Here is a 22,844-nt window from a genome sequence, read left to right on the forward strand (position 1 = left end):
CCGCTGCGGCGAGGTTTGCGCGACATTGCAAGGAGCCGACATGACCGAGCCGAACTATCTGGACACGCCGCAGGGACGGCGCATCGCCTATCATCGCAGTGCCGGGACCGGGCCGGGCCTGGTGTTTCTGGGCGGTTTCGTGTCGGACATGGAAGGCACCAAGGCGCTGCATCTGGAAGATTGGGCGCGGGCGCAGGGCCGCGCCTTCGTGCGCTTCGACTATTCCGGGCACGGGCAGTCGTCCGAGGACTTCATCGACGGCTGTGTCGGCGATTGGACCGAGGATGCGATGGCGGTACTGGAGGCGTTGACCGAAGGGCCGCAGGTGCTGGTCGGGTCGTCCATGGGGGGCTGGATTGCGCTGCTTTGCGCGCGGGCGATGCCGGCGCGGGTGGCCGGGATGGTGACCATTGCCGCGGCACCCGATTTCATGACCACCTCGATGTGGGCGGAACTGGGCGCGGACGGGCAAAAGCGGGTCATGGAGGAGGGCATCTATGAGATCCCATCGGACTATGACGCGCCCTACCGCATCACCCGCCGGATGATCGAGGATGGCCACGACCAGACGGTGCTGGACAAGCCGCTGGCACTTGAGTTCCCGGTGCGCTTCCTGCAAGGCACCGAAGATGAAGCGGTCGAAACGGATGTGGCCCTGCGCCTTCTGGCACATGCCACCGGGCCGGATCTGCGGCTGACGCTGGTGAAGGGCGCGGATCATCGGTTTTCCACGCCGGAATGCCTGGCCCTGATCGAGAGCTCGGTGGAGCAGGTGCTGGCAGCAACAGGAGACGCGCGATGATGGGAATGATCCTGACACTGGTGAAATGGGCGGTCGGGCTGGCCATTCTGGCCTGGGGGACGCTGGCGCTGCTGGACTGGATCGGGCCGACCGAACCGGCGGATCTGGCAACCGAGTTCGATCCCGCGCAGCTGGGCGCCGATCTGGATGTCTGGCTGGCCGAGCAGGAGGCGCAGGTGGCAAACCTGCGCGACAATGCCGCCAAGGAGATTGTCTGGGCCGGGGAACCGGGGGGGCAGACGCCCCTTTCGGTGGTCTATATCCACGGGTTTTCCGCCACCAAGGCCGAATTGCGGCCGCTGCCCGATATGGTCGCCGCGTCGCTTGGGGCAAACCTTTACCTGACGCGCCTGCCGGGTCACGGTCGCGATTCAGCGGCCATGGGGGAGCCGGAAGTCAACGACTGGATGACCGATGTTGCCGAAGCGCTGGCCATCGGCGCGCGTCTGGGCGAACGGGTGATCGTCATGAGCAATTCCACCGGTGCGACGCTGGCGGTGGCGGCCGCCGCCGATCCGGCCCTGAACGCGCAGATGGCCGGTCTGGTTCTGATGTCGCCGAATTTCGGGGCTGCCGGGCTGAAGGGGCGGGCCATCGAATGGCCGCTGATCAACTCGTGGGGCAGGCTGGTGATTGGCGATACCTACAGTTTCGAGCCGCGCAATGCTGGTCACGCGGAAAACTGGACGACTTCATACCCGTTCGAGGCGGTCGCGCGTCTGGGGGCCCTGAGCCACAAGGTGCGCAACATGGACCTTGGGGCGATGACGGTTCCGGCGATCTTCTTTGTGTCGAACGAGGATCAGGTGATCGATCCCAAGCTGGCCCGCCGTGCGTCGGCGGACTGGGGCGCGCCAAGCGAGCTGGTGCCGGTCGTGCGCGTCGAGGGGGATGATCCCAGCGGGCATGTCCTGGCCGGTGATATCCTGAGCCCCAACAAGACCGCACCGATCGCCGAGCGAATCGTGGCATGGGCGCGCGGCCTGTAAACCCGGATGGCGCGGCGATTGTCATTGCCGCCGCGCCCGATTCGACCCTGGCCGAGGAACGGCTGCGGCGTCACCTGATCGCGGACAATCTGCGCGTCTCGGATATCGGCGATGAACGGTCAGTCGTGCTGGAAGCCCGCAACAGCACCGGCCGGGTTCTGGGCGGTGTTGCGGCGGTGCTTTGGGGGCAATGTCTGGAGATTGACCTGCTGTGGGTGGATCCCGAAGCACGCGGGCAAGGCATCGGATCACGCCTTCTGGCGGATCTGGAATGCCGGGCGGGGGCCGAGGGCGGGCGCCGGGCCCTTGTGAACACTTTCAGCTTTCAGGCGCCGGCTTTCTATCGCCGCGCCGGGTATCGCGAGGTCTACCGGCAGGAGGGCTTCGCAGACGGTACCGTCACCAAGGTCTTCTTTGAAAAGGATCTGGGGTAACGCCCGGCCATGAAAAAGCCCGCTCGGGTGAGCGGGCTTTTGCAATGTCGCGGCTTGTGGCTCAGACCGTCTTGAGTTGCGGTTTGGGCGACTGCGTTGCGGTCTCGATGCCGTTGGAGTCGATGAAGTCCAAAACCAGCGGGCGGATGTTGCTGCGCCAGCTTTTGCCCGCGAAAATACCGTAATGGCCAGCACCCGGTTCCAGGTGTGCGGCCTTTTTCGACTCTGGCAGGCCGGTGCAAAGCCGCAGTGCAGCAAGGCACTGGCCGGGCGCCGAGATGTCGTCCTTTTCGCCTTCGACCACCTTCACGGCGACCGTGGTGATCTTGCCGATGTCAATTTTGTGACCGGCGACGGAAAATTCATTGCGCGCGATTTCGAGATTCTTGAACACCCGCTCCACGGTGGACAGGTAGAACTCGGCCGGCATGTCCATCACCGCCAGATACTCGTCGTAGAAGCGGTTGTGGTGATCGTGATCCGAGGCCTCGCCCTTGGCGACGCGCAGGATCTGGTTGAAGAAGGCCTCGCCATGGCGGTCGGCGTTCATCGACATGAAGGACGACAATTGCAGCAGGCCCGGATACACCAGTCGCCCCGCACCGATATAGTTGAAGCCGACGCGCTGGATGGCGACTTCTTCCAACTGGCCCATGGTGATGCGGGCGCCGAAATCGGTGACGTCGGTGGCTGCGGCATCGGGGTCGATCGGGCCGCCGATCAGGGTCAGGGTCTGGGGCTGGGCGTCGGGGTTCTTCTCGGCCAGATAGGCGGTGGCGGCCAGCGTCAGCGGGGCTGGCTGGCAGACCGCGATGACATGCAGATCGGCGCCCAGATGCTCCATGAATTCGGCCAGATAGAGGGTGTAATCCTCAATATCAAACTTGCCTTCCGACACCGGAATGTCGCGCGCATTGTGCCAGTCGGTCAGATAGACGTCGCAGTCGGGCAGCAGCGAGATCACGGTTGACCGCAGAAGCGTGGCATAGTGACCCGACATCGGTGCCACCAGAAGCACCCGGCGGCGCTTCGGGCCACGGCCCTGAACTTCAAACTTGATGAGGTCACCGAAGGGACGTTCGACCACCGCATGAGTCGTGACCACATGGTCGCGCCCGTCCTCGCCCACCACCGAGCTGATGTTCCAGTCCGGCTTGGCGATCATGCGTGAAAAACTGCGCTCCATGACCTCGCCCCAGGCCGCCATTACCTTGAATGCAGGTGTCGGAAACAGGCCGGTTGCCGGATAGGAGCCGAAAGCGCGGGCCGTTGCACCAAGCCATTGGTTGGTGTTTCGAACCGTCTCCATCAGGTCATAAGTTGCCATATAACGCATCTGTAACTCCTGTCGGGGTTCCCCCCCGTAACAATTCGTCGCTTTGGCCCCCCACCTTAGCGGCGGTACATATATCGGGCATGAACCTACGGGGGAAATCGGGACATGACAACTGACGAAAATGCTGCAGGCGCAGAACTGGATCGGCTGAACGAGAATCTGAGCAAGATGGAAGAGCTGTCCCAGCGTCTGGTCACTGCAATGGCGCACAAGCGCGCTGTCGACCCGGGCCTGCACGGACCCAAGAAGGAATTGTTTGCCAAGGCGGCAACAGCTTACGTGCAGGAGGCCTTTCAGAACCCGGCCAAGCTGATGGAACATCAGGTCGGCTATTGGGGATCAATGCTGAAACATTATTTCGAGGTCCAGAAAGCACTGGCATCCGGGCGTCTTGTCGCGCCCGAACCGGAAGGGGGGCAGCCGACCGACAAACGCTTCTCGAACCCGCTGTGGAATACCCATCCGTTCTTCAGCTACATCAAGAACAACTACCAGCTGACCTCCGAGGCCATCGAGAACGCCATCAAGGACATCGACGGGCTGGACGAGGACGAGAAGAAGAAGGTCGAATTCTTCACCCAGCAGATCGTCGACATGCTGTCGCCGACCAACTTCCTGGGCACCAACCCGGACGCGCTGGAACGCGCCGTGGAAACGCAGGGTGAGTCGCTGGTCACCGGGCTTGAGAACCTCGTGGCGGATATCGAGGCCAACGACGGCGAGCTTCTGGTCACCCTGTCCGATCCCAAGGCCTTCAAGGTGGGCGAGAACCTGGCCACCACCGAAGGTTCGGTCGTGTTCCGCAACCGCCTGTTCGAACTGATCCAGTACAAGCCCACCACCGAGACCGTCCACGCGACCCCGCTGATCATCTTCCCGCCGTGGATCAACAAGTTCTACATCATGGACCTGAAGGAGAAGAACAGCCTGATCAAATGGATTGTCGATCAGGGCTACACGCTGTTCGTGGTCAGCTGGAAGAACCCCGACGGAAGCTATGGCGATGTCGGCATGGACGACTATATCGAAAGCGGTTTCCTGACCGCCATCGACGAAGTCAAGAAACTCACCCGCCAGAAAGAAGTCAACGCGGTGGGCTACTGCATCGCCGGGACGACGCTCAGCCTGACTTTGGCGCTGATGGCCAAGCGCGGTGACAAGTCGGTCAAGTCGGCAACCTTCTTTACCACCATGACCGATTTTTCGGATCCCGGCGAAGTGGGGGTGTTCCTGGACAACAGCTTTATCGACGGTGTCGAACGCGAAGTGGCGGAAACCGGCATCTTGAACAGTTTCTTCATGTCGCGGACGTTCTCGTTCCTGCGGGCCAACGATCTGATCTACGCGCCCGCCACCCGCCGCTACATGATGGGCGAGGCGCCGCCGGCCTTCGATCTGCTGCACTGGAACGGCGACAGCACCAACCTGCCGGCGCGCATGGCGGTCGAATACCTGCGCGGGCTGTGTCAGAACAACGAATTCGCCGAAGAGGGCTTCAAGGTCTGCGGCGAGGTGCTGAAATCTTCTGACGTGAAGACCACTTTCTGCGCCATCGCCTGTGAAACCGATCACATCGCGGCGTGGAAGGCCTGCTACAACGGGTTCCAGAAGTTCGGCAGCCGGTCGAAGACTTTCATCGTGTCGGAATCCGGCCATATCGCCGGGATCATCAACCCGCCCTCGAAGAAGAAATACGGCCACTACACCAACCCGGACATGAAGCTTCCGGCGGATGAATGGCTGTCGGGGGCCGATTTCAACGAAGGCTCGTGGTGGCCGCGTTGGGAAGAATGGCTGAAGAAGAAATCCGGACGCATGGTTGAGGCCCGCGAACCCGGCGATTCGGATCATCCGGTTTTGGGTCCGGCACCCGGAACCTATGTGGTTCAGCGTTCAACTGGTTGAATTTGCTGACAAAAAAATAATGCTGCAACGCAGAAAAAATGCTTGAAATGCTGCGTTGCAGCAGCCATATTGTGTCTCAGGAACAGCACGGTGCACCGCGCAGCGGACACCGACAACTCAGGAGAGATACCATGGCTGCTACCAAAGCAAACGACGTGACCAAGATGATGCAGGAAATGATGGGTTCGTTCCCTGTTGACACCAAAGCCATCCAGGACGCCTTCAAGACCCAGGCGACCCTGAGCGAGAAGATGTCGAAAGTGGCTCTGGAAGCCGCCGAGAAGTCGACCGAGATCTCCTCGAAGTGGACCAAAGAGACCCTGGCCAAGCTGGCCGCTGTCACCGCCGTCAAGGACGAGCCCGCCGACTACGGCAAGGCCGTGACCGATTTCGCTTCGGCCCAGGCCGAAATGACCTCGGAAGCCCTGGCTGCCTTCGCTGAAGTCGCCAAGAAAGTTCAGATGGAAACCGTCGAACTGATGCTGGCCGCTGGCAAGGACATCTCGGAAGACGCGACTGCCGCCGTCAAGAAAGCCACTGCGGACGTGACCGCAGCTGCCAAGAAAGCGACCACCGTCGCCAAGTAAGCAACGTCTGTCGCAAGGACAGGTGTCGTATTGTAGAAAACTCTGTGTTTTTGGGGTTTTCTGAAGAGCGGGCGTCAAGCCCGCTCTTTTCTTTTGTGAAGAACCCGTCATACTCTGCATTGCAGCAAACCCAGTCGGAGGATGACCGTGGCAGACAGTGACAAGCCGTTGTTGATCAAGCGCTATGCAAGTCGGCGTCTCTACAACACGGAAACAAGTGATTACGTAACCCTGGACGATATTGCCCGCTTCATCCGCGAAGGACGCGAGGTTCAGATTGTCGATCTGAAAAGCGGCGACGACCTGACCCGCCAGTATCTTCTGCAGATCGTGGCAGAGCACGAAAGCAAGGGCGAAAGCGTCCTGCCGATCGCGGTGTTGACCGATCTTGTGCGCAGCTACACGACCCAGGCCAACAGCGTTGTGCCGCAGTTTCTGGCCATGTCCTTCGAGATGCTGCGCGACAGCCAGTCGAAGATGATGGAGAACTTCACCCATATGCCCACCCCGATAAACCCGATGTCGGGGATCGAGGCCATGCAGCGGCAGCAGAAAGCCTTTCTGGCGTCGATGATGCCGGGTTGGAAGGGCGGGCCGGGCGGCACCATGCCAACGCCCGAAGCCGCCGAAGGCCAAAGCCCCGTCGAAGAGGCAACCCCGGTCCCGGAAGACCTCAGCAACGACGAGCGTCAGGAACTGGAAGACATCAAGTCCCAGCTGGCGGAACTCAAAGAGAAGATGACGAAGCTGGGCAAATGATGGCCCGCACGTCGCGACCGGGTTGTGATCCCGCCGGGACGCGGGCCTGATGGCCGACAGCCCCGGTCGCATTTCCTTGTGGATGGTGGAAGTCTTTGCCGCCATCTCCGAAGAGCGATCGATCTCCTCGGCAGCGCGTCGGCTGGAGGCCAGCCCCTCGGCGGTCAGCCAGCAGCTTAGCAACCTTGAGGCCGGGCTTTCGACCCGGCTGGTGGACCGCAGCGCGCGGCCCCTGACGCTGACCCCCGAAGGCCACATCTTCCTGCGCCGCGCGCGCAACATCCTGGACGAGGCGGATCTGGCCCGTGCCGAACTGGCCAGTCGCGACATGGCCAATCTGGCGCGATTCCGTCTGGGCATGATCGAGGATTTCGATGCCGATGTGACGCCGCGCCTTCTGACCGAGATGGCCGAGGATCTGCGCGCCTGCCGCTTCCTGCTGGAGACCGGCGCCAGTCACCGTTTGGTCACGCAGTTGGAAGAACGCGCGCTGGATGTGATCGTGGCGGCGGATACCTCGGTTGCGGCGGACTGGATGGAAGTGCATCCGCTGCTGATGGAACCCTTCGTCGCCGCACTGCCCAAGGGCGGGGCCGAGCCTGTTACACTGGCCGATCTGCGGGATCTGCCCTTCGTCCAATACACCCAGCGGCATCACATGGGCCGCCAGATCGCCGCGCATCTGTCGCGCCAGAACGTTTCGCTTCTGCATCGGTTCGAGATGGACAGCTATCACGCCATTCTGGCGATGGTGGCGCAGGGGGCGGGATGGACCATCCTCACACCGCTGGGATTTCTGCGGGCGCATCGGTTCTTTGAAGACGTGCGGATCTGTCCGCTGCCGATGGAGCCGCTGTCGCGCAGGATCTCGCTGCATGCCCGGCGCGAGGTCATGGGCCGGGTGCCGGCGCAGACCGCCGCGCGGTTGCGGGCCATCCTTCAGGATATGATCGTCGCGCCCTCCATCCGGCAGATGCCGTGGCTGGCAGGACAGTTGAAGGTGCTGGACAGCGGCCCGGGCGCGACGGCGCCCTAGGTGCCGTAGGCGCGGGTGTCCTTGGCGTCGGCCACCGCCATCAGAATTGCCCCGGCAATGAAATCCAGTTCGGGCCGGGTCAGCCGTGCGGGCAGGCGCGTGTCGCAGGCGCGCATCAGCATTTCGCGGGTTTGGGGCAATTCGGGCCGGTCATCCAGGAACTGCCAGTTCCAGAAGGCGCGGGCATTGTCGGTGGACAGGCCGAAGATCTGGATCGAGACACCCCGCGCGGCGGCGGCGGCCTGAAAATCGCGGGCCTCTTCATCGGTAAAGCCCTGAAGGTTGAATTGCAGAGAATCCGGCGCCCGAACCTCGGGCGGCAGCGCGTCGGGAACTTCCAGCCAGGGCGAGGTGTTCAGTTGCGCGGCCACATGGTCATGATTGGCACGGCCATCGCGCACCCGGCGTGGCAGTTCGGCAAGCTGGGCCCGGATCAGCGCCGCCGACAGGTTGTTGAGCCGGGTGTTGTACAACGGCAGCTTGTTCTGCCAGTGCGCGACTCGCCCCGAGATGGCTGCGTGCTTCTTCCAATTGTGCTCGTAAGCGCCGGACATGATGACGGCGCGGGCGGCGATGTCATCGTCATCGGTGATCAGGATGCCCCCTTCGCCCGCGTTCAGCAGCTTGTAGGACTGGAACGAGAAGCAGCCGACCCGGCCCAGCGTGCCGATCTTGCGGCCATGCCATTCGGTGCCCAGCGAATGCGCCGCATCCTCGATCACGGGCAGGCCGCGCGCTTCGGCCAGGCGCAGGATCGCATCCATATCCGATGTATGGCCACGCATGTGCGAGATCAGGATGGCCTGCACGTCATCGGTCAACTTGGCTTCGAAATCGGCCATGTCGACCCGATAATCGCGCCCGACCTCGACCAGCACCGGCGTGCAATCCGCATGCACCACGGCCGAGGGGACGGCGGCAAAGGTGAAGGCCGGGACCAGAACCTTGGCACCGCGCGGCAGATCCAGCGCCTTGAGCGTCAGGAACAGCGCAGCCGAGCAGGAGGCCACGGCCAGTGCGTAACGGCTGCCCATCATTTCAGCGAATTCCGCTTCCAGCAGCGCCACCGGAGACGCCTCGGACGTGTAGCGGAACAGATCGCCGCTGCTCAGCAGGCGGGCCACCTCGGCGCGGGCGGCTTCGGGGATCGGTTCGGCATCATAGACGTTCGGGGCAGAGGCTTGCGGCATGTTCGGATTTCCTGAAAATCATCTTTCGAAAATCCGTATAACATGGCTGGCGCAAATTGCATGCCCTTGTTTCCCGAAAAACCGGGGCGGTGTGACATGACGAAAAGCCGGGCGGGGTCAGATGCCTAGGCGGTCGCGCAGGGAAAACCATGTCATGGCCAGCGCCAGCAACGGGCTGCGCATTGCCGGGCCGCCGGGAAAGGCGGGTGTGGGCAGGCGCGCCATCAGGTCAAAACGCTCTTCCGTGCCGGCGACGGTTTCGGCCAGGATCTGCCCGGCCAGCGTTGCCAGCGCCACGCCGTGCCCGGAATAGCCCGAGGCTGACAGCACGTTGCGCTCGGGCCGATGGAAATGCGGCAGGCGCGAGCGGGTGATCGCCAGCGTGCCGCCCCAGGCATAGGTGATGCGGGCATCGGCCAGTTGCGGATAGATCTCCAGCATCGGCTTGCGCACCAGCGCCGCAATGTCACGCGGGAACCGGTAGCCATAGCTTTCGCCGCCGCCGAACAGCAGCCGTCCGTCGCCGCCACGCCGCCAGTAGTTGACCACGAAGTGGCTGTCGGCCACTGCTATGTCGCGCGGCAGGATCTCGGGGGCGATCTCGCCCAGGGGTTCGGTGGCCACGATGAAATTGTTGATCGGCATCACCCGCCGCGCCACCTGGGGCGACAGTTTGCCAAGGTAGCCGTTGCAGGCCAGGATCACCTGCCGGGCCCGGACGCTGCCCTGGGACGTGCGCACCACGACCTGCTCGCCGGGGTCCAGTTCCGTTACCTCGCTTTGCTCGTGCAGCTTGACCCCAAGATGCTGCGCGGCGCGGCCCAGACCGATGGCAAAGCGCAGCGGGTGCAGGTGTCCGGCGCTCCAGTCGATCACCCCGCCGCGAAACAGTTGCGAGCCGGTTTCGGCCTCGACCTCGCGCGGGCCGAGGATCTCCAGCTTGTCGTGGCCATAGGTGCGGCGCAGATGCTCGGCCTCGGTGCAGGCGTGCTGCCAGCCGGCCCGGTTGTGGCAGACATGGGCCACCCCGTCGCGCCAGTTGCAGTCGATCTTGAGGTCGTCGATCAGGCTGCGCACCAGGGCCTTGGCGTCTTCGCCCATGTCCCACAGCAGGCGCGCGTCCGCGTCGCCCATCAGCTTTTCAAGGTCCGGCTGTTCCACCCGCTGGCCCGAGCCGACCTGGCCGCCGTTGCGCCCCGAGGCACCAAAGCCGATGCGTTGTGCTTCCAGCAGCCGCACGTCAAACCCCCGCCGCGCCAGATGCAGCGCCGCCGACAGCCCGGTGTAGCCGCCGCCGATCACGCAGATATCGGTGCGCACCTCATCCTTCAGCGCCGGGAAGGGGCCAATCGGGCCCGAGGTCGCCGCGTACCAACTGTCGGGATAGACGCCGGGCCGGTCATTTTCATGCAGCAGGTTCATACGTTCATCAGCAGGTGTTCACGTTCCCACGGAGAGATGACTTGCAGGAACTCATTGTATTCGGCGTCTTTCACGATCTCATAGACCCGTGCGAAATCCTCGCCCAACAGGTCGCGCAGGCCACGGGCATCGGCGAACAGTTCCAGCGCCGAGAACAGCCCCCAGGGCATGTCCGCCTCGCCGCTGTAGGCGTCGCCGTTGAACATGGCGCGCGGCTCGACCTTGTGCTCCAGCCCCAGCAACCCGCAGGCCAGCGACACGGCGATGCCCAGATAGGGGTTGCAATCCATGCCCGCCAACCGGTTCTCCACACGGCGCGAGGCCGCGTCCGAGATCGGCACCCGGATGCCGGTGGTGCGGTTGTCGCGTCCCCATTCCAGGTTGATCGGTGCCGCGTGGTCGCGCACGTAGCGGCGGTAGGAGTTCACATAGGGCGCAAAGATCGCCACCGCTTCGGGCAGATGGGACTGCAATCCGCCGATGAAATGGCGAAAAGCCGGGGCCTCGCTGCCATCGGCCTGTGAAAAGATGTTCTGGCCGGTGGCCCTGTCCAGCACCGAATGGTGGATGTGCATGGCCGATCCCGGCTCCTGCTCGATCGGTTTGGCCATGAAGGTGGCGAAACAATCGTGGCGCAGGGCGGCCTCTCGGATCAGCCGCTTGAAGTAGAACACTTCGTCGGCCAGTTTCACCGGATCGCCGTGACGCAGGTTGATCTCGACCTGACCGGCGCCGCCTTCCTGGGTGATGCCGTCGATCTCGAAGCCCTGCGCTTCGGCGAAATCATAGATGTCGTCGATCACCGGCCCGTATTCATCGACCGCCGACATGGAATAGGCCTGCCGCGCCGCCGCCGGGCGGCCGCTGCGGCCCAGCATCGGTTCGATGGCACGGGCGGGGTCAAGGTTGCGGGCGACAAGGTAGAATTCCATTTCCGGCGCCACCACCGGTTCCAGCCCGCGGTCGCGATAGGCCTGCACCACCCGTTTCAGCACGTTGCGCGGGGCGAAGGGGATCGGATCGCCCTTCGCATTCACCGCATCATGGATGACCTGAAGGGTCCAGTCGCCGGTCCAGGGCGCGGCGCTGGTGGTAGAGTAATCCGGCACCAGCACCATGTCGGGTTCGGTGAAGCCCGAAGGCCCCGCAGCTTCGCCCCAACCGCCGGCGATGGTCTGGAAGAAGATCGACTCGGGCAGGTAGAAATGCTTCTGGCGGGCGAATTTCCCGGCTGGCACGGCCTTGCCGCGCGCGATGCCGGGCAGGTCCGAGATGATGCATTCGACCTCGTCCAGCCGATGGCCCTCCAGAAAGCTGCGGGCGGCTTCGGGGGCCTCGGAGAGCCAGGCGGGCGGAGCTTTGGTCATGGTCTTCCATCTGTGTTGCGGTCGGCCTGGCCGGACCTGCGGCTTCGGGGCAACGTGGCACGGTCAGCACGATCTTTTGCGCGTGCAGCGACGCTAGCCCCGAGCGGTGCAAGCGTCCAGTGTTCAGACGGCCTCGAAGGTTTCCAGCGCCAGCCGTTCGGGCGACAGGCCCTCGCACAGCCGCTGTTCCTGACGTTTCAGCCGTTGCAGCATGTCGATCAGCAGGCCGGGAAAGATCCGGGCCATCTTGGGCGAGGATTCCCAGCGGGCGATGGCCTCGTCCCAGTCGGTGGGGATCATCAACACGCGCTGGCCATAGGCATTGCCCATGATCGGCTCGGGCGGGGTCAACTCGTCTTCCAGCCCCATGAAGGCCGCGCCCAGGATGGCGGCCATCACCAGATAGGGATTGGTGTCGCTGCCGGCCATGCGATGCTCGATCCGGCGATGGGCGTTGGCGCCGCCGGGAATGCGGATGGCGGTGGTGCGGTTCTCGTAGCCCCAGCTGGCGCCGGTGGGGGCATGGCTGTAGGGCGCGAACCGGTCATAGCTGTGGGCGTGGGGCGCGAAGATCAGCGTGGCGCCCGGCATGCCCGCGATCAGCCCGGCCACCGCGTGATGCAGCAGTGCGGTGCCGGTCATCACGCCGTTGTCGAACAGGTTGCGGCCCTTGCTGTCGGTGATCGAGAAATGCACATGCAGCCCGTTGCCCGCGTCGCCGTCGAAGGGCTTGGCCAGGAAGGTTGCGGCCATGCCGTGCTTGCGTGCCATGCCGCGCACCAAAGTCTTGAACAGCCAGGTGTCATCGGCCATGCGCATGGCGGGTCCGTGCTGCAGGCTGACCTCGAACTGCCCGATCCCGCCCTCGGAAGACGCCGCCAGCGGGCGTAGCCCCATGGCCTCGGCGCCGTCGTACAGGTCATCGAAGAAGGCGGCGAAGCGGTCCATCTCGGCCACGCCGGTGATCTCGCCCGCGAACAGGGGCCGTCCGACGCCGGGCGCATGCACCGGGGCCAGCTTGCCGGTGCGGTCGTCCACCAGGGTGAATTCGATCTCGGTGCCCGCCACCACCTTCCAGCCCTTGCGGTCGAAGCGCTTCAGCACGCGGGCCAGCGCGTGGCGCGGATCGGCCTGAAACGGATTGCCGTCTTCGGTATACATCCACATGGGGATCAGGGTGGCGGGCTGGTCCAGCCAGGGCATCAGCACCGGGCCGCGCTCGGTGCAGCGCAACTGCCCGTCGGCATCGCCCGAGGCAAAGACCAGCGGGCTGTCTTCGACATCGCGGCCCCAGATGTCCAGCGACAGTGCCGACAGCGGCATCCGCTGGCCACCGTATTCCAGCATCGCCGCCTGAGAGCCCGGCAGACGCTTGCCGCGCATCTGGCCGTTGAGATCGGCACAGGCGGTGCGCAGGCTTTTGGTCTCGATCTCCATGGCGTTACCGGATGACTTGCGGGCGGATGCGCAGGCGGCGCCGTTGCGTGGCCGGAAGGTGCCGGTTCAGGCGCCGGTTGATATAGCCGAACAGCGCGATAACGCAGAGGGTCAGCACGATGAAATAGCCCGCGAAGATGGGGTAGGGCACGAAGGGGTTGAAGGTCTTGTCGGCGAAGTAATTCGCGTAATACAGCGCGTCGCCCATCTGTTGCCAGGCCGGAAAGCCCGAAAAGAACACCAGCGCCGTGGCATGGAACAGGAAGATCGCCTCGTTGGTGTAGGATGGCCAGGCCAGCCGCAGCATGGTGGGCCAGGTGATGCGCCGGAACTTGGCCCAGCCCGACAGGCCGTAAGCGTCGGCGGCCTCAAGCTCTCCCTTCGGGACCGAGCGCAGGGCGCCATAGAAGATTTCCCCGGCATAGGCCGACGTGTTCAGGAACAGCACGATCAGCGCCCCGGCCCAGGCCTTGGTCAACCAGCGGGTCTGGGCGGTCAGTTCGACAATGCCCAGATTGATCTCGATCCCGTTGCGCGGCAGCATCACGAAGGCCTGGTAGGCCAGGAAGAACTGGATGAACAGGGGCGAGCCACGGAACAGGAAGATGAACCATTCTGACGGCTTGCGGATCAGCGGGTTGGGCGCAGCCTTGCCAAGAGCCACGGCAGTGGCCAGGAAAAACCCCAGCAACAGCGCCAGCAGCCCGAAATAGATATTCCACAGCATGCCCGAGCCGATCAGCGTGAACTGCTGGCACAGGGTGAAATCGGATTTCGGCAACAGGCGCTCGCCAATGCCAATGGACCGCAGGCCATAGTCCTGAATGGTGTCCCAGCAGCTCATGCCTCGGCCTTTCGCTGGGCGTCGCCGCCCATGGTGGCCTGCCCACGGGACAGACGGGTCGTCATGCCCGAGAAGAACCGTTCCGACAGCGAGGTCAGGGTCAGGTAGAAGACCAGCAGCGCCGTGAAGTAATACAGCCGCCAGTCGGGATGCGGATAGGCGTAGGTCGAGGTTTTCGAACCGCCCAGTTCCCGCGCCCAATAGACGATATCCTCGACCCCCAGCAGGAACAGCAGCGGTGTCGCCTTGATCAGGATCTGCCAGAGGTTCGACAGGCCGGGCAGGGCATAGACCCACATCTGCGGCACCACGATGCGCCAGAAAGTCTGTTGCCGGGACATGCCATAGGCCTCGGCGGTTTCCACCTGTCCGCGCGGCACCGCGTTCATGGCGCCATACAACACGTTGGCCGCGAAGGCGCCGAACACCACCGCGAAGGCCAGCACCGCCAGCGTGAAGCCATAAGCCTCATGCACCCATTGCGCCGAGCTTGATTGCGGCAGCTTGGCGATATCGCAGACCACGAAGTCGCTGCCCTGGCGCACCGGGAATTCCCAGTCGGGGCATTTGGTCTTGTGCCGCAGCCATTCGAACCCCTGATCCATGGCGATCGGTACGAACAGGAAAAACGCGATGTCCGGCACGCCGCGCACCATGGCGGTATAGCCCTTGCCCAGCCAACGCAGCGGCGCAATCTGCGACCGGGCTGCAACAGCACCGAAAAAGCCGAACAGCAGCGCGATGGGGGCCGTGATCGCAAGCAACAGCAGCACCGTCCCGAAGGAGGTGTAGAACGCCATGTGCTTGCCCGTGGTCAGGTAACAGGCAAGCCAGGTCATTCCTTCAATCGCGTCGGGGTCTGTGCAGAAGTCGAACACTGAGAGCGGAACCGATCATCGTCGTGGGACAGTCGGTGCAGTATGGCGGCGGTCTTGGGGCTTGTCACCCGGCAACCAACGCCATTTGCAGCCGTGCCCTGTCATGGAGCGGCCCGGTCGAGGGATCAACCGGGCCGCCTGGCAATCTCACGTCTGGTCGCGTGACCGGATCAGAACAAGGCGCTGGCGGGCAGCCATTTCTGGATCAGCTCGTTCAGCGTGCCGTCGTCCTTCATGGACTGGATCGCGGCGTCCAGCGTGGCTTTCAAATCGCCGTCGCTTTCACGCAGGCCGATGCCCAGGCCGCCGCCCAGGATCACGTCTTCGCTGACGAACATCAGGTCGGCATCTTCGGCCACGAAGGGCTCAAGAAACCCCTTGTCGGCAATCACCGCGTCCACTTCGCCGTTCTTCACCGCGGCGATGGTTTCGTCTGGCGTGGAAAATTCCACCAGCGTCGCCCCGCTTTCGGCCACATGGCTGGCCTGGATCGTGCCGGTCTGGGCCGCGATCACGCCAGCGTTCAGGTCCACGTCCTCGGACATGGCAACATAGGCCGAGGGATCCGGCGGCGCATAGTTCTGGGTGAAATCGATGACCTCGTCGCGTTCGGCGGTGATCGACATGCCCGCGACGATGGTGTCGTAGTTGCCCGACACGAGGTTGGGGATGATGCTGTCCCATTCGTTGGTGACCCATTCACAGGTCAGGTTGGCGCGGGCGCAGGCTTCGTTGCCGACGTCAACGTCGAAGCCGTCGACGTTGCCCGCATCATTGATGAAGTTGTACGGAGGGTAGGCGCCTTCGGTGCCCATGCGCACCACATCCGCTGTGGCAACAGTTGCGGTCAGCGCCAGGGCGGCGGTGCCAAGTAGCAGTTTTTTCATAGAAAACTCCCGTGTTGGTTTGGTTGGATCCGGTCTACGCCGGTTGAGAATGGGACAGGAACTGGCGCAGCCGGTCCGAGCGCGGTGCATCGAACAACGTCTCGGGCGGCCCCTGTTCCTCGATCAGCCCATGGTGCAGGAACACCACGTGGCTGGAAATGTCGCGGGCCATGCGCATGTCGTGGGTCACGATCAGCATGGTGCGGCCTTCGGCGGCCAGATCCTTGATAACCTTGATGACTTCCTGTTCAAGCTCGGGGTCGAGCGCCGAGGTCGGCTCGTCGAACAGAAGCGCCTGCGGCTCCATGCAGAGCGCGCGGGCGATGGCGGCGCGCTGTTGCTGGCCGCCGGACATCTGCGCCGGGTAGACATCGCATTTGTCGCCGATGCCGACCTTGTCGAGCAACCCGCGCGCGCGCGCCTCGACCTCGGCCTTGTCCTGGCGCAGCACCGTGACGGGGGCTTCCATGACGTTTTCTAGAACCGTCAGATGCGCCCAAAGGTTGAATTGCTGAAACACCATCGACAGGTTGGTGCGCACCCGCAGCACCTGCTTGGCATCGGCGGGGCGGCGATTGTGGCCCTCGCCCTTCCAGGTGATGGGTTCGCCATCGAACAGGATCTCGCCGCGCTGGCTGTCTTCCAGCAGGTTAAGGCAGCGCAGGATGGTGGATTTCCCGGACCCGGACGAGCCGATCAGCGAGACCACATCGCCCTTGTGGGCATTGATCGACACGCCCTTGAGAACCTCCAACTGACCATAGGCCTTGTGAAGCTCTCGGATTTCGATGACCGGTTCTGTCGCCACGCTTGCCCACCCCTTGCGCGATTCATCCGGGGATTACGGTGTAAAAAGGGCAGGAATACAAGGCTTGCCGGGCTGGTACGGCGGAAAAACCCGCGTGTGAACAGTATGACGCCGCGTCAGAGCTTCGATTGTACGCGCTGGCGCGCAAGGTTGCTGTCGCGATCGTTGACGCCCAGGAAGCTGGCGACCATGCGCAACACGCTGTCCTCTTCGCCGTCGCGGGCGCCATCGGCCAGCACCACGGCCCAGAGGGCTTCCAGCACTGCGGTTCGGTCCTCGTAGGGCACGGCCTCCTTGATCGCCTGGGTGAAACGCACGGTGTCGGGGGCCTGGGCCTCCAGCGCCTCGCCCTTTGCGCGCAGATCCGTGGCCTCGAAGGGCGACAGGCCATAGCGGGTGGCAAGGATACGGTCGATGCGGTCGATCTCGGCATCGGCATAATCGCCGTCCGAGCGTGCCACGCGCACCAGAAGCGCCGCCAGCGCCAGCCTTGCGTCGGCATCGGGCAGCGGCTTGGGATCGGGGGCCATCAGGCCTTTCAGAAGCGTTCCAAACATGGCCGCAGGCTAGGCCGGTGAGCGGCGCGGGCCAAGCCCTGAAATGGCAAAACCCGCGTCTGGAAAGCGTCTGGAACAGGTATGGCGAACGTATGGCTGCCCGCCGGATCCGGGCGGCGGCCTCAGTCGAGGCAGAGGAACAGGAATTCGGTGCCGCCGTAGCCGGGCAGCGCCTTGGACGACGCCAGTTGCGAGGTGCCCTTGCCGCCGCGCTGACAGGTTTGCGTCGCCATCGTATAGGCCGACCCCACGGCGCCGCCCGCCGGCAGGGTCACGGTCACGCTGTCGCCGTTATAGGCCGAAACGAAGGGGGCCGGCACGACACAGGCGGCCAACAGCGGCAGGGCGGCAAACAGGGCGAAACGGGTGGGGGTCATGGCAAGGTCTCCTGAGTGTTTTGGTTACCCTAGCGGGAAATTCGGACCGGTCCATGCGGGAATCACCCCAGTGGGCTCTCTGCTGCGGGGCGAAACTGTGCTAAAATGACGCAAGGTCAATCAAGGGGAGAAACGACCGATGCCAACATTCATCATGACCGCCAATCTGACGCAGCAGAGCATTCAGGGGATGATCGACAAGCCCGAGGATCGCCGCGCGGCGCTGGGCGCGCTGTTCACCGCCACCGGTGCCACGCTGAAGGATCTGTATTTTACGGCCGGCGAGCGCGACATCCTGATGATCGTCGAGTCGGACGATCCCAACGCGGCGGTGGCCGCGGCGATGGTGGCCGGCGCGTCGGGGGCCGGGACCGGCATGCAGACCGTGCGCGCCTGGACCCCGGCGGAATTCGCCGAGATCGCGAAGGCCGCCGGAGCGGCGGCGGCGAGCTATCGCAAGCCGGGGGATTGAGGGGGGTCTTGGGGACGGTATGAAACAGTTTTGGTGATGTTTCTTGATAAATGTCGGACACCCAGTCGGACGCGGAGAGTTGACCGAGGTTCAATCGCTTCCGGGCGAATTCTGCCGGGGACTGTCCCCTTGGATGTCCGGCGTTTGCATACGTCTCGCTTCGCTGGATTCCAAAGTCTGCAACAATTTATGACCGTAGCGTGTGCCGAAAATGATACCGGGGCCCACGGCGCCCAAGATCAAGATCGCAGACATTCCGGCCATAAAGTAGAACAACTGGTCGTCGTGTTTGAAATCCGTGTCTGCCAAGCGCTTTGCCTCGGCCACAAGCAACTCTGTTCGGGCGAGAATCTCGGTCTGTTTTGTCAAAATTTTTTCAATATCTTCGTTAGATATATTGAAATCAAACTGGCCTTCGGTGCTGGAACTGTGACTGCCGAGCCGCGTGTCTAGGTCTGCCACTTCTGTTCGCAAAAAGACCGCTTCATTCTCAAGTTTTGAAGAATATAGCGGAGCTGTGCCAAATGCGCGTGCGAGGATCAAAAGGACAAGAAGAATAACCCCGCATAGGAACATGACGCGCCTTTGCCGGTGATAACTGGTCACGTCTTCTAAAAATCCGTCGACGAGCTTGCGGATTCCGTCTTGCGGGTCAAATTGCGTCATTGTTCGTTCCCTGCAGCTTTGGATATCAGTTCAGAAAGCTGTTGGTCAATTAGACGAGCTTGACTTAGGCCACTTGCCGAGGCTGCGAAGTCCTCAGAAATAGCTAGCGGCCCATTTAACCGGTGAAGAAACTCGCGGGCTTGTCCAACGATCTTTTTTCGCTGAGCATCCAGTTCACGATCTTTGAATTTTACCCCATCTTGGGTCAAGATTTCAACCAAATGTTGCGTTCGTTGGCGCGCTGTATCTGTAGAGAGGACCGGGACGAAAGGATGCAAAGGGTCAGCCAATGATAGTGGGGATTTGTTTCGGATCTGTGCCGCAATGCGACGATCAGGTTCCGGTCGTTCTTCCTGCGTGGATTCGGGAGGTTTCTGCGCTGAAGAGAAATAGTGCAGAAAGTACACGAATATGCCTATTCCAATCAGGACAAGGCCTTGTTCGAAATTTGACGCACTATCGGGTTCGACATCGAAATGCTTTTGAAAAAGGGGTTCAATGAATGGAATCCACCAAACAACCGTCATCTTTGCAACGCCAGCAGAAACAAGTAGGGCCGCAGCTTTCACTGGCCATGGTCGGCGAATGATTTCGCGGATCAGTTCGAAAACTGATTGGAGAAAATCACCTATGTTCCGCAATGGTGATCCTTGGTCTAGACTAGCCTGCTCACATCCTTCGCCGCCCGCACGAAATCCGCAAACAGCGGATGGGGGGCGAAGGGTTTGCTTTTCAGCTCGGGGTGGAACTGGACGCCGATGAACCAGGGGTGGTCCTTGACCTCGACGATCTCGGGCAGGCGGCCGTCGGGCGAGACGCCCGAGAACACCAGCCCGTGGTCTTCCAGTGCGGCGCGGAAGCTCATGTCCACCTCGTAACGGTGGCGGTGGCGTTCCTCGATCACCGTGGTGCCATAGGCCTTGGCCACGGTGGAGCCTTCTTTCAGATGCGCGGTATAGGCGCCCAGCCGCATGGTGCCGCCCTTGGCGTCGGTCTTCTTGCGCGCGACCGTGTGGTTGCCCTGGATCCATTCCTTCAGGTGATAGACCACCGGGGTGAAGCGGGCCTCGCCGGCCTCGTCGTCGAATTCTTCCGATCCGGCGTCGGGGATGCCGGCCAGGTTGCGCGCCGCCTCGATCACCGCCATCTGCATGCCCAGGCAGATGCCGAAATAGGGGATCTTGCGGGTGCGGGCGAATTCGACGGCCTTGATCTTGCCCTCGGTGCCGCGCTCGCCGAAGCCGCCGGGGACGAGGATGGCGTGGAAGCCTTCCAGATGCGGGGCCGGGTCTTCCTTTTCGAAGATCTCGGCGTCGATCCATTCGGCGCGGACCCTGACGCGGTTGGCCATGCCGGCATGGGTCAGGGCCTCGGCGATGGATTTATAGGCGTCTTCCAGCTGGATGTACTTGCCGACGATGGCGACGCGGACCTCGCCTTCGGCATGGACGATGCGGTCGTGCACGTCGTCCCAGCGGGCCATGTTGGGGCGCGGCGCGGGCGAGATCATGAAGGCGTCCAGAACCGCCTGGTCCAGCCCCTCGGCGTGATAGGCCAGCGGCGCGTCGTAGATCGAGGTCAGGTCCTGTGCGGCGATCACCGCCTCGGGGCGGACGTTGCAGAACAGGGCCAGCTTCTCGCGTTCTTTCGCCGGGATCGGCCCTTCGGAGCGGCACACCAGGATGTCGGGGGCCAGACCGATGGAGCGCAACTCCTTGACGCTGTGCTGGGTCGGCTTGGTCTTCAGCTCGCCGCTGGCCTTGATGAAGGGCAGCAGGGTGAGGTGCATGAACAGGCATTGGCCACGCGCCTTGTCCTGGCTGAACTGGCGGATGGCTTCGAAGAAGGGCAGGCCTTCGATGTCGCCGACGGTGCCGCCGATCTCGCAGAGCATGAAATCGACCTCGCCGTCGCCGATGTCGATGAACTCCTTGATCTCGTTGGTGACATGCGGGATCACCTGGATGGTCTTGCCGAGGTAGTCGCCGCGGCGTTCCTTCTCCAGCACGTTGGAATAGATGCGGCCCGAGCTGACGCTGTCGGTGGCGCGGGCGGCGACGCCGGTGAAGCGTTCATAGTGGCCAAGGTCGAGGTCGGTTTCGGCGCCGTCGTCGGTGACGAAGACCTCGCCGTGTTCGAAGGGCGACATGGTGCCGGGATCGACGTTCAGATAGGGATCGAGCTTGCGCAGCCGGACGGTGAAGCCGCGGGCCTGCAGGAGCGCGCCAAGGGCCGCCGAGGCCAGTCCCTTGCCAAGCGAAGAAACCACACCGCCGGTGATGAAGATGTAACGTGTCATGTTTGGCTGCTCCCCCGCGACGAGCTCGATTCGGCAAAAGCGCTTCGCTGCTGCGAAACGCTGCATCACGGGATTCAAGAAGTACAAGATTTAGGGGTGATCCGCAACATCCTGTGAATGTTGCGGTGTCGATTTCAGTGGATAGGGGCCGGAAGGGCCGTCCGGATCACTCGGCGCGCGGCGGCAGGGCCGGGGCATCGCCGGTGCTGGGCGGCAGCAGGCCGCCTTCGGCGCCGGGCAGGGTCGGCGGCGGCGCGGTCTCGTCAACGGCCGGTGCGGTCACCTCGGGCTGGGCGGTCACGCGGTCCAGAACCGAGCTGCCGGCGGAATTCTTGGCCGCGACGATGGTCAGGGTGATCGAGGTCGCGATGAAGGCGATGGCAAAGGCCCATGTCAGCTTGCCAAGGGCCGTGGCCGCGCCGCGGCTGGACATCACGCCGCCGCCGCCGCCGCTGCTGCCCATGCCCAGACCGCCCCCTTCGGAGCGTTGCAGAAGCACCACGCCGATCAGGCTGAGTGCCAGAATGAGATGGACGATGAGCAGGACGTTTTCCATGAACCGGGCCTTCGTTGGATCAGGTGGCTACTTATGGGATGTACCGCAATACCGCAAGCCCGGTCTGGCGACTTGCGGGCCAGTTTCCGACCTTGGGGGGCTGAATGCGGCGCGGTATCATTCGGCCGGGCGCGGCTGTCGGGTGCTGTTGCGGTCGAAATGGTCCAGCAGCGCCGAGGTGAGCAGCGCGCCCACCCACATGCTGAACACCGCCAGCCAGGCGGTCAGCGCGAAGATTGCGCCGCCCGAAACGCCCGCACCCACCGCACAGCCGCCCGCCAGCATCGAGCCGAAGCCCATCAAAACCGCGCCCACGAGGTAGCGTTCCATGCGGGTGCTGGAGTCGAACCGCTGCAGCTTGAATTCTCCGGTCAGCAAGGCGGTCAGGGCCGAGCCCAAAAACACCCCCGGCACCAGCCCCAGCGAGAACGACAGGGTCAGGCCGCGTTCGTTGATCAGCGCCATCAGCGTGTCGGTGGAAGGGCCGGTGAAGGTGACGCTTGAGACCGAGACGGGTTCGAACGACAGTTGTGCCACCGCGTATGTGCCGACCCAGCCCAGAGCCACCGCAAGCCCCACGCCGAAGGCCGCAAGGAGGCGCGAGGCACCCATGGGGCTGCGCAGCACCAGCCAGACCCCCAGCGCCAGCAGCATCGCCCCCAGCGCCAGCCCCAGGCCACGGTCCAGCCCCAGCACCGCCAGCAGGTCACGGGCAGGACCGCCGTCCACGGTCCAGATGTTGAACAGCGCTTCGCGGCTTGGCGACAGGATCCCGCGATAGGCGGCCTGCGCCACGATGGTCAGCACCAGCCCGGTGACCAGCGCCCGCATGTTGCCGGTGGCCGAGAGCACCAGCAGACGCGAGGCGCAACCGCGCGCCAGGATCATGCCCGCGCCGAACATCAGCCCGCCGATGATGGCGCCCGACAGGCTGCCCAATGCGGCGATCTGCCGGGACTGCCCGGTGTCCAGCCAGCCCAGCAGCACCGCGCCCTGGGTCAGCAGCAGGGCGGCGGCGAAGACGATCAGCCAGACCCCCAGACGCGGCCCGGCCTGACCGCTGCCGACCTCGATGGTGGCGGCGCGCAGGCAGAACCGGGAATGCTGGGCCGACGCGCCGAACAGCAGGCCGACGATCAGGCCGAGCGTCGCCAGAACCTCGGCGTCGCCATAGGTGTTGAGCAGCTCTTCAAGCATCCGGGGCATCCCTGCGGTGTGATGCGGCCAGCCTGCGGC

24 protein-coding genes are annotated in these 22,844 nt (G+C 63.5%); 8 read left to right on the forward strand and 16 right to left on the reverse strand.

The features are described 5' to 3' along the window. Positions 1-40 precede the first annotated feature (40 nt). From ACP15K_RS05365 to ACP15K_RS05375, 3 genes are read left to right on the forward strand one after another with little or no spacing between them, the layout of a single operon-like run. A complete protein-coding gene (locus ACP15K_RS05365; RefSeq protein ID WP_424990009.1) occupies positions 41-802 on the forward strand; it encodes an alpha/beta fold hydrolase in 762 nt (253 codons plus the stop codon). Continuing rightward, positions 799-1,791 (forward strand): alpha/beta hydrolase, encoded by a 993-nt coding sequence (locus ACP15K_RS05370; protein ID WP_424990010.1) that lies wholly within the window; start codon positions 799-801, stop codon positions 1,789-1,791. The genes ACP15K_RS05365 and ACP15K_RS05370 overlap by 4 nt, the downstream gene beginning before the upstream one ends. Further along, the gene (locus tag ACP15K_RS05375) at positions 1,773-2,225 is read left to right on the forward strand and encodes a GNAT family N-acetyltransferase (protein ID WP_424990011.1); all 453 of its coding nucleotides are present in this window, start codon (positions 1,773-1,775) and stop codon (positions 2,223-2,225) included. The genes ACP15K_RS05370 and ACP15K_RS05375 overlap by 19 nt, the downstream gene beginning before the upstream one ends. Before the next feature lie 61 nt (positions 2,226-2,286). Here the strand turns inward: ACP15K_RS05375 and phaZ are convergent, their stop codons facing one another. Continuing rightward, the gene (gene phaZ / locus ACP15K_RS05380) at positions 2,287-3,561 is read right to left on the reverse strand and encodes a polyhydroxyalkanoate depolymerase (RefSeq protein ID WP_424990012.1); all 1,275 of its coding nucleotides are present in this window, start codon (positions 3,559-3,561) and stop codon (positions 2,287-2,289) included. A 105-nt stretch (positions 3,562-3,666) separates the two neighbouring features. On the opposite strand from phaZ, the gene ACP15K_RS05385 reads away from it, so the two are divergent. The 4 genes from ACP15K_RS05385 to ACP15K_RS05400 all read left to right on the forward strand — a co-directional run bounded on the left by ACP15K_RS05385 (position 3,667) and on the right by ACP15K_RS05400 (position 7,848). Continuing rightward, positions 3,667-5,466, forward strand: coding sequence for a PHA/PHB synthase family protein (locus ACP15K_RS05385; RefSeq protein ID WP_193142519.1), 1,800 nt, complete (start codon positions 3,667-3,669; stop codon positions 5,464-5,466). A 131-nt stretch (positions 5,467-5,597) separates the two neighbouring features. After that, complete coding sequence (locus ACP15K_RS05390; RefSeq protein ID WP_193142518.1) at positions 5,598-6,053, forward strand: phasin, PhaP; 456 nt, start codon at positions 5,598-5,600, stop codon at positions 6,051-6,053. A 147-nt stretch (positions 6,054-6,200) separates the two neighbouring features. Then, positions 6,201-6,812, forward strand: coding sequence for a polyhydroxyalkanoate synthesis repressor PhaR (phaR, locus tag ACP15K_RS05395; RefSeq protein ID WP_424990013.1), 612 nt, complete (start codon positions 6,201-6,203; stop codon positions 6,810-6,812). Between the two features lie 49 nt (positions 6,813-6,861). Then, a complete protein-coding gene (locus tag ACP15K_RS05400; RefSeq protein WP_193142516.1) occupies positions 6,862-7,848 on the forward strand; it encodes a LysR family transcriptional regulator in 987 nt (328 codons plus the stop codon). Here the strand turns inward: ACP15K_RS05400 and ACP15K_RS05405 are convergent. The 10 genes from ACP15K_RS05405 to ACP15K_RS05450 form a co-directional block, all read right to left on the reverse strand. Further along, a complete protein-coding gene (locus ACP15K_RS05405) occupies positions 7,845-9,038 on the reverse strand; it encodes a DegT/DnrJ/EryC1/StrS family aminotransferase (RefSeq protein ID WP_424990014.1) in 1,194 nt (397 codons plus the stop codon). The genes ACP15K_RS05400 and ACP15K_RS05405 overlap by 4 nt on opposite strands. 117 nt (positions 9,039-9,155) lie before the next feature. Then, positions 9,156-10,460 (reverse strand): NAD(P)/FAD-dependent oxidoreductase, encoded by a 1,305-nt coding sequence (locus tag ACP15K_RS05410; protein ID WP_424990015.1) that lies wholly within the window; start codon positions 10,458-10,460, stop codon positions 9,156-9,158. Continuing rightward, positions 10,457-11,827 carry a glutamine synthetase family protein gene (locus tag ACP15K_RS05415; protein WP_193142513.1) on the reverse strand — a complete coding sequence of 457 codons (1,371 nt, stop codon included), beginning with the start codon at positions 11,825-11,827 and terminating at the stop codon, positions 10,457-10,459. Before ACP15K_RS05415 ends, ACP15K_RS05410 begins: the two co-directional genes overlap by 4 nt. Positions 11,828-11,950: 123 nt before the next feature. Then, the gene (locus tag ACP15K_RS05420; RefSeq protein WP_193142512.1) at positions 11,951-13,264 is read right to left on the reverse strand and encodes a glutamine synthetase family protein; all 1,314 of its coding nucleotides are present in this window, start codon (positions 13,262-13,264) and stop codon (positions 11,951-11,953) included. Between the two features lie 4 nt (positions 13,265-13,268). Beyond that, the gene (locus ACP15K_RS05425; protein WP_193142511.1) at positions 13,269-14,108 is read right to left on the reverse strand and encodes an ABC transporter permease; all 840 of its coding nucleotides are present in this window, start codon (positions 14,106-14,108) and stop codon (positions 13,269-13,271) included. Next, a complete protein-coding gene (locus tag ACP15K_RS05430; protein ID WP_424990016.1) occupies positions 14,105-14,986 on the reverse strand; it encodes an ABC transporter permease in 882 nt (293 codons plus the stop codon). Before ACP15K_RS05430 ends, ACP15K_RS05425 begins: the two co-directional genes overlap by 4 nt. Before the next feature lie 170 nt (positions 14,987-15,156). Beyond that, complete coding sequence (locus ACP15K_RS05435) at positions 15,157-15,873, reverse strand: transporter substrate-binding domain-containing protein (RefSeq protein WP_193142509.1); 717 nt, start codon at positions 15,871-15,873, stop codon at positions 15,157-15,159. A 34-nt stretch (positions 15,874-15,907) separates the two neighbouring features. Beyond that, positions 15,908-16,681 carry an ABC transporter ATP-binding protein gene (locus ACP15K_RS05440; protein ID WP_424990018.1) on the reverse strand — a complete coding sequence of 258 codons (774 nt, stop codon included), beginning with the start codon at positions 16,679-16,681 and terminating at the stop codon, positions 15,908-15,910. Positions 16,682-16,797: 116 nt separating this feature from the next. Further along, positions 16,798-17,238, reverse strand: a complete 441-nt coding sequence (locus ACP15K_RS05445) for a TerB family tellurite resistance protein (RefSeq protein ID WP_193142507.1) — start codon at positions 17,236-17,238, stop codon at positions 16,798-16,800. A gap of 122 nt (positions 17,239-17,360) precedes the next feature. Next, positions 17,361-17,615, reverse strand: a complete 255-nt coding sequence (locus tag ACP15K_RS05450; protein ID WP_193142506.1) for a hypothetical protein — start codon at positions 17,613-17,615, stop codon at positions 17,361-17,363. 139 nt (positions 17,616-17,754) lie between these two features. Between ACP15K_RS05450 and ACP15K_RS05455 the strand changes: the two genes are divergently transcribed. Continuing rightward, on the forward strand, positions 17,755-18,087 hold the full coding sequence (locus tag ACP15K_RS05455; RefSeq protein ID WP_193142505.1) for a GYD domain-containing protein: 333 nt from the start codon (positions 17,755-17,757) through the stop codon (positions 18,085-18,087). A gap of 90 nt (positions 18,088-18,177) precedes the next feature. On the opposite strand, the gene ACP15K_RS05460 is transcribed toward ACP15K_RS05455, so the two are convergent. The 5 genes from ACP15K_RS05460 to ACP15K_RS05480 all read right to left on the reverse strand — a co-directional run bounded on the left by ACP15K_RS05460 (position 18,178) and on the right by ACP15K_RS05480 (position 22,805). After that, entirely contained in the window at positions 18,178-18,753 is a 576-nt protein-coding gene (locus ACP15K_RS05460; RefSeq protein ID WP_193142504.1) for a hypothetical protein, read from the reverse strand. Beyond that, positions 18,750-19,394, reverse strand: coding sequence for a hypothetical protein (locus ACP15K_RS05465; protein WP_193142503.1), 645 nt, complete (start codon positions 19,392-19,394; stop codon positions 18,750-18,752). The genes ACP15K_RS05460 and ACP15K_RS05465 overlap by 4 nt, the downstream gene beginning before the upstream one ends. Before the next feature lie 14 nt (positions 19,395-19,408). Continuing rightward, positions 19,409-21,052, reverse strand: a complete 1,644-nt coding sequence (locus ACP15K_RS05470) for a CTP synthase (RefSeq protein WP_193142501.1) — start codon at positions 21,050-21,052, stop codon at positions 19,409-19,411. A gap of 166 nt (positions 21,053-21,218) precedes the next feature. After that, positions 21,219-21,608, reverse strand: coding sequence for a preprotein translocase subunit SecG (secG, locus tag ACP15K_RS05475; RefSeq protein WP_193142500.1), 390 nt, complete (start codon positions 21,606-21,608; stop codon positions 21,219-21,221). A gap of 117 nt (positions 21,609-21,725) precedes the next feature. Beyond that, on the reverse strand, positions 21,726-22,805 hold the full coding sequence (locus tag ACP15K_RS05480; protein ID WP_193142499.1) for a YeeE/YedE family protein: 1,080 nt from the start codon (positions 22,803-22,805) through the stop codon (positions 21,726-21,728). Between the last annotated feature and the right edge of the window lie 39 nt (positions 22,806-22,844).

This window comes from Fluviibacterium sp. S390, assembly GCF_049800695.1.
Taxonomy (GTDB): domain Bacteria; phylum Pseudomonadota; class Alphaproteobacteria; order Rhodobacterales; family Rhodobacteraceae; genus Meridianimarinicoccus.

Bases quoted from the DNA above. Each gene is read 5' to 3' on its own strand.
- ACP15K_RS05400 (WP_193142516.1), top strand. From the start codon at position 6,862: ATGGCCGACAGCCCCGGTCGCATTTCCTTGTGGATGGTGGAAGTCTTT.
- ACP15K_RS05415 (WP_193142513.1), bottom strand. From the start codon at position 11,827: ATGACCAAAGCTCCGCCCGCCTGGCTCTCCGAGGCCCCCGAAGCCGCC.
- ACP15K_RS05370 (WP_424990010.1), top strand. From the start codon at position 799: ATGATGGGAATGATCCTGACACTGGTGAAATGGGCGGTCGGGCTGGCC.
- ACP15K_RS05420 (WP_193142512.1), bottom strand. From the start codon at position 13,264: ATGGAGATCGAGACCAAAAGCCTGCGCACCGCCTGTGCCGATCTCAAC.
- ACP15K_RS05390 (WP_193142518.1), top strand. From the start codon at position 5,598: ATGGCTGCTACCAAAGCAAACGACGTGACCAAGATGATGCAGGAAATG.
- phaZ (WP_424990012.1), bottom strand. From the start codon at position 3,561: ATGCGTTATATGGCAACTTATGACCTGATGGAGACGGTTCGAAACACC.
- ACP15K_RS05435 (WP_193142509.1), bottom strand. From the start codon at position 15,873: ATGAAAAAACTGCTACTTGGCACCGCCGCCCTGGCGCTGACCGCAACT.
- ACP15K_RS05455 (WP_193142505.1), top strand. From the start codon at position 17,755: ATGCCAACATTCATCATGACCGCCAATCTGACGCAGCAGAGCATTCAG.
- ACP15K_RS05375 (WP_424990011.1), top strand. From the start codon at position 1,773: ATGGGCGCGCGGCCTGTAAACCCGGATGGCGCGGCGATTGTCATTGCC.
- ACP15K_RS05405 (WP_424990014.1), bottom strand. From the start codon at position 9,038: ATGCCGCAAGCCTCTGCCCCGAACGTCTATGATGCCGAACCGATCCCC.
- secG (WP_193142500.1), bottom strand. From the start codon at position 21,608: ATGGAAAACGTCCTGCTCATCGTCCATCTCATTCTGGCACTCAGCCTG.
- ACP15K_RS05410 (WP_424990015.1), bottom strand. From the start codon at position 10,460: ATGAACCTGCTGCATGAAAATGACCGGCCCGGCGTCTATCCCGACAGT.
- ACP15K_RS05425 (WP_193142511.1), bottom strand. From the start codon at position 14,108: ATGAGCTGCTGGGACACCATTCAGGACTATGGCCTGCGGTCCATTGGC.
- ACP15K_RS05450 (WP_193142506.1), bottom strand. From the start codon at position 17,615: ATGACCCCCACCCGTTTCGCCCTGTTTGCCGCCCTGCCGCTGTTGGCC.
- ACP15K_RS05460 (WP_193142504.1), bottom strand. From the start codon at position 18,753: ATGACGCAATTTGACCCGCAAGACGGAATCCGCAAGCTCGTCGACGGA.
- ACP15K_RS05480 (WP_193142499.1), bottom strand. From the start codon at position 22,805: ATGCTTGAAGAGCTGCTCAACACCTATGGCGACGCCGAGGTTCTGGCG.
- ACP15K_RS05385 (WP_193142519.1), top strand. From the start codon at position 3,667: ATGACAACTGACGAAAATGCTGCAGGCGCAGAACTGGATCGGCTGAAC.
- ACP15K_RS05470 (WP_193142501.1), bottom strand. From the start codon at position 21,052: ATGACACGTTACATCTTCATCACCGGCGGTGTGGTTTCTTCGCTTGGC.
- ACP15K_RS05445 (WP_193142507.1), bottom strand. From the start codon at position 17,238: ATGTTTGGAACGCTTCTGAAAGGCCTGATGGCCCCCGATCCCAAGCCG.
- ACP15K_RS05365 (WP_424990009.1), top strand. From the start codon at position 41: ATGACCGAGCCGAACTATCTGGACACGCCGCAGGGACGGCGCATCGCC.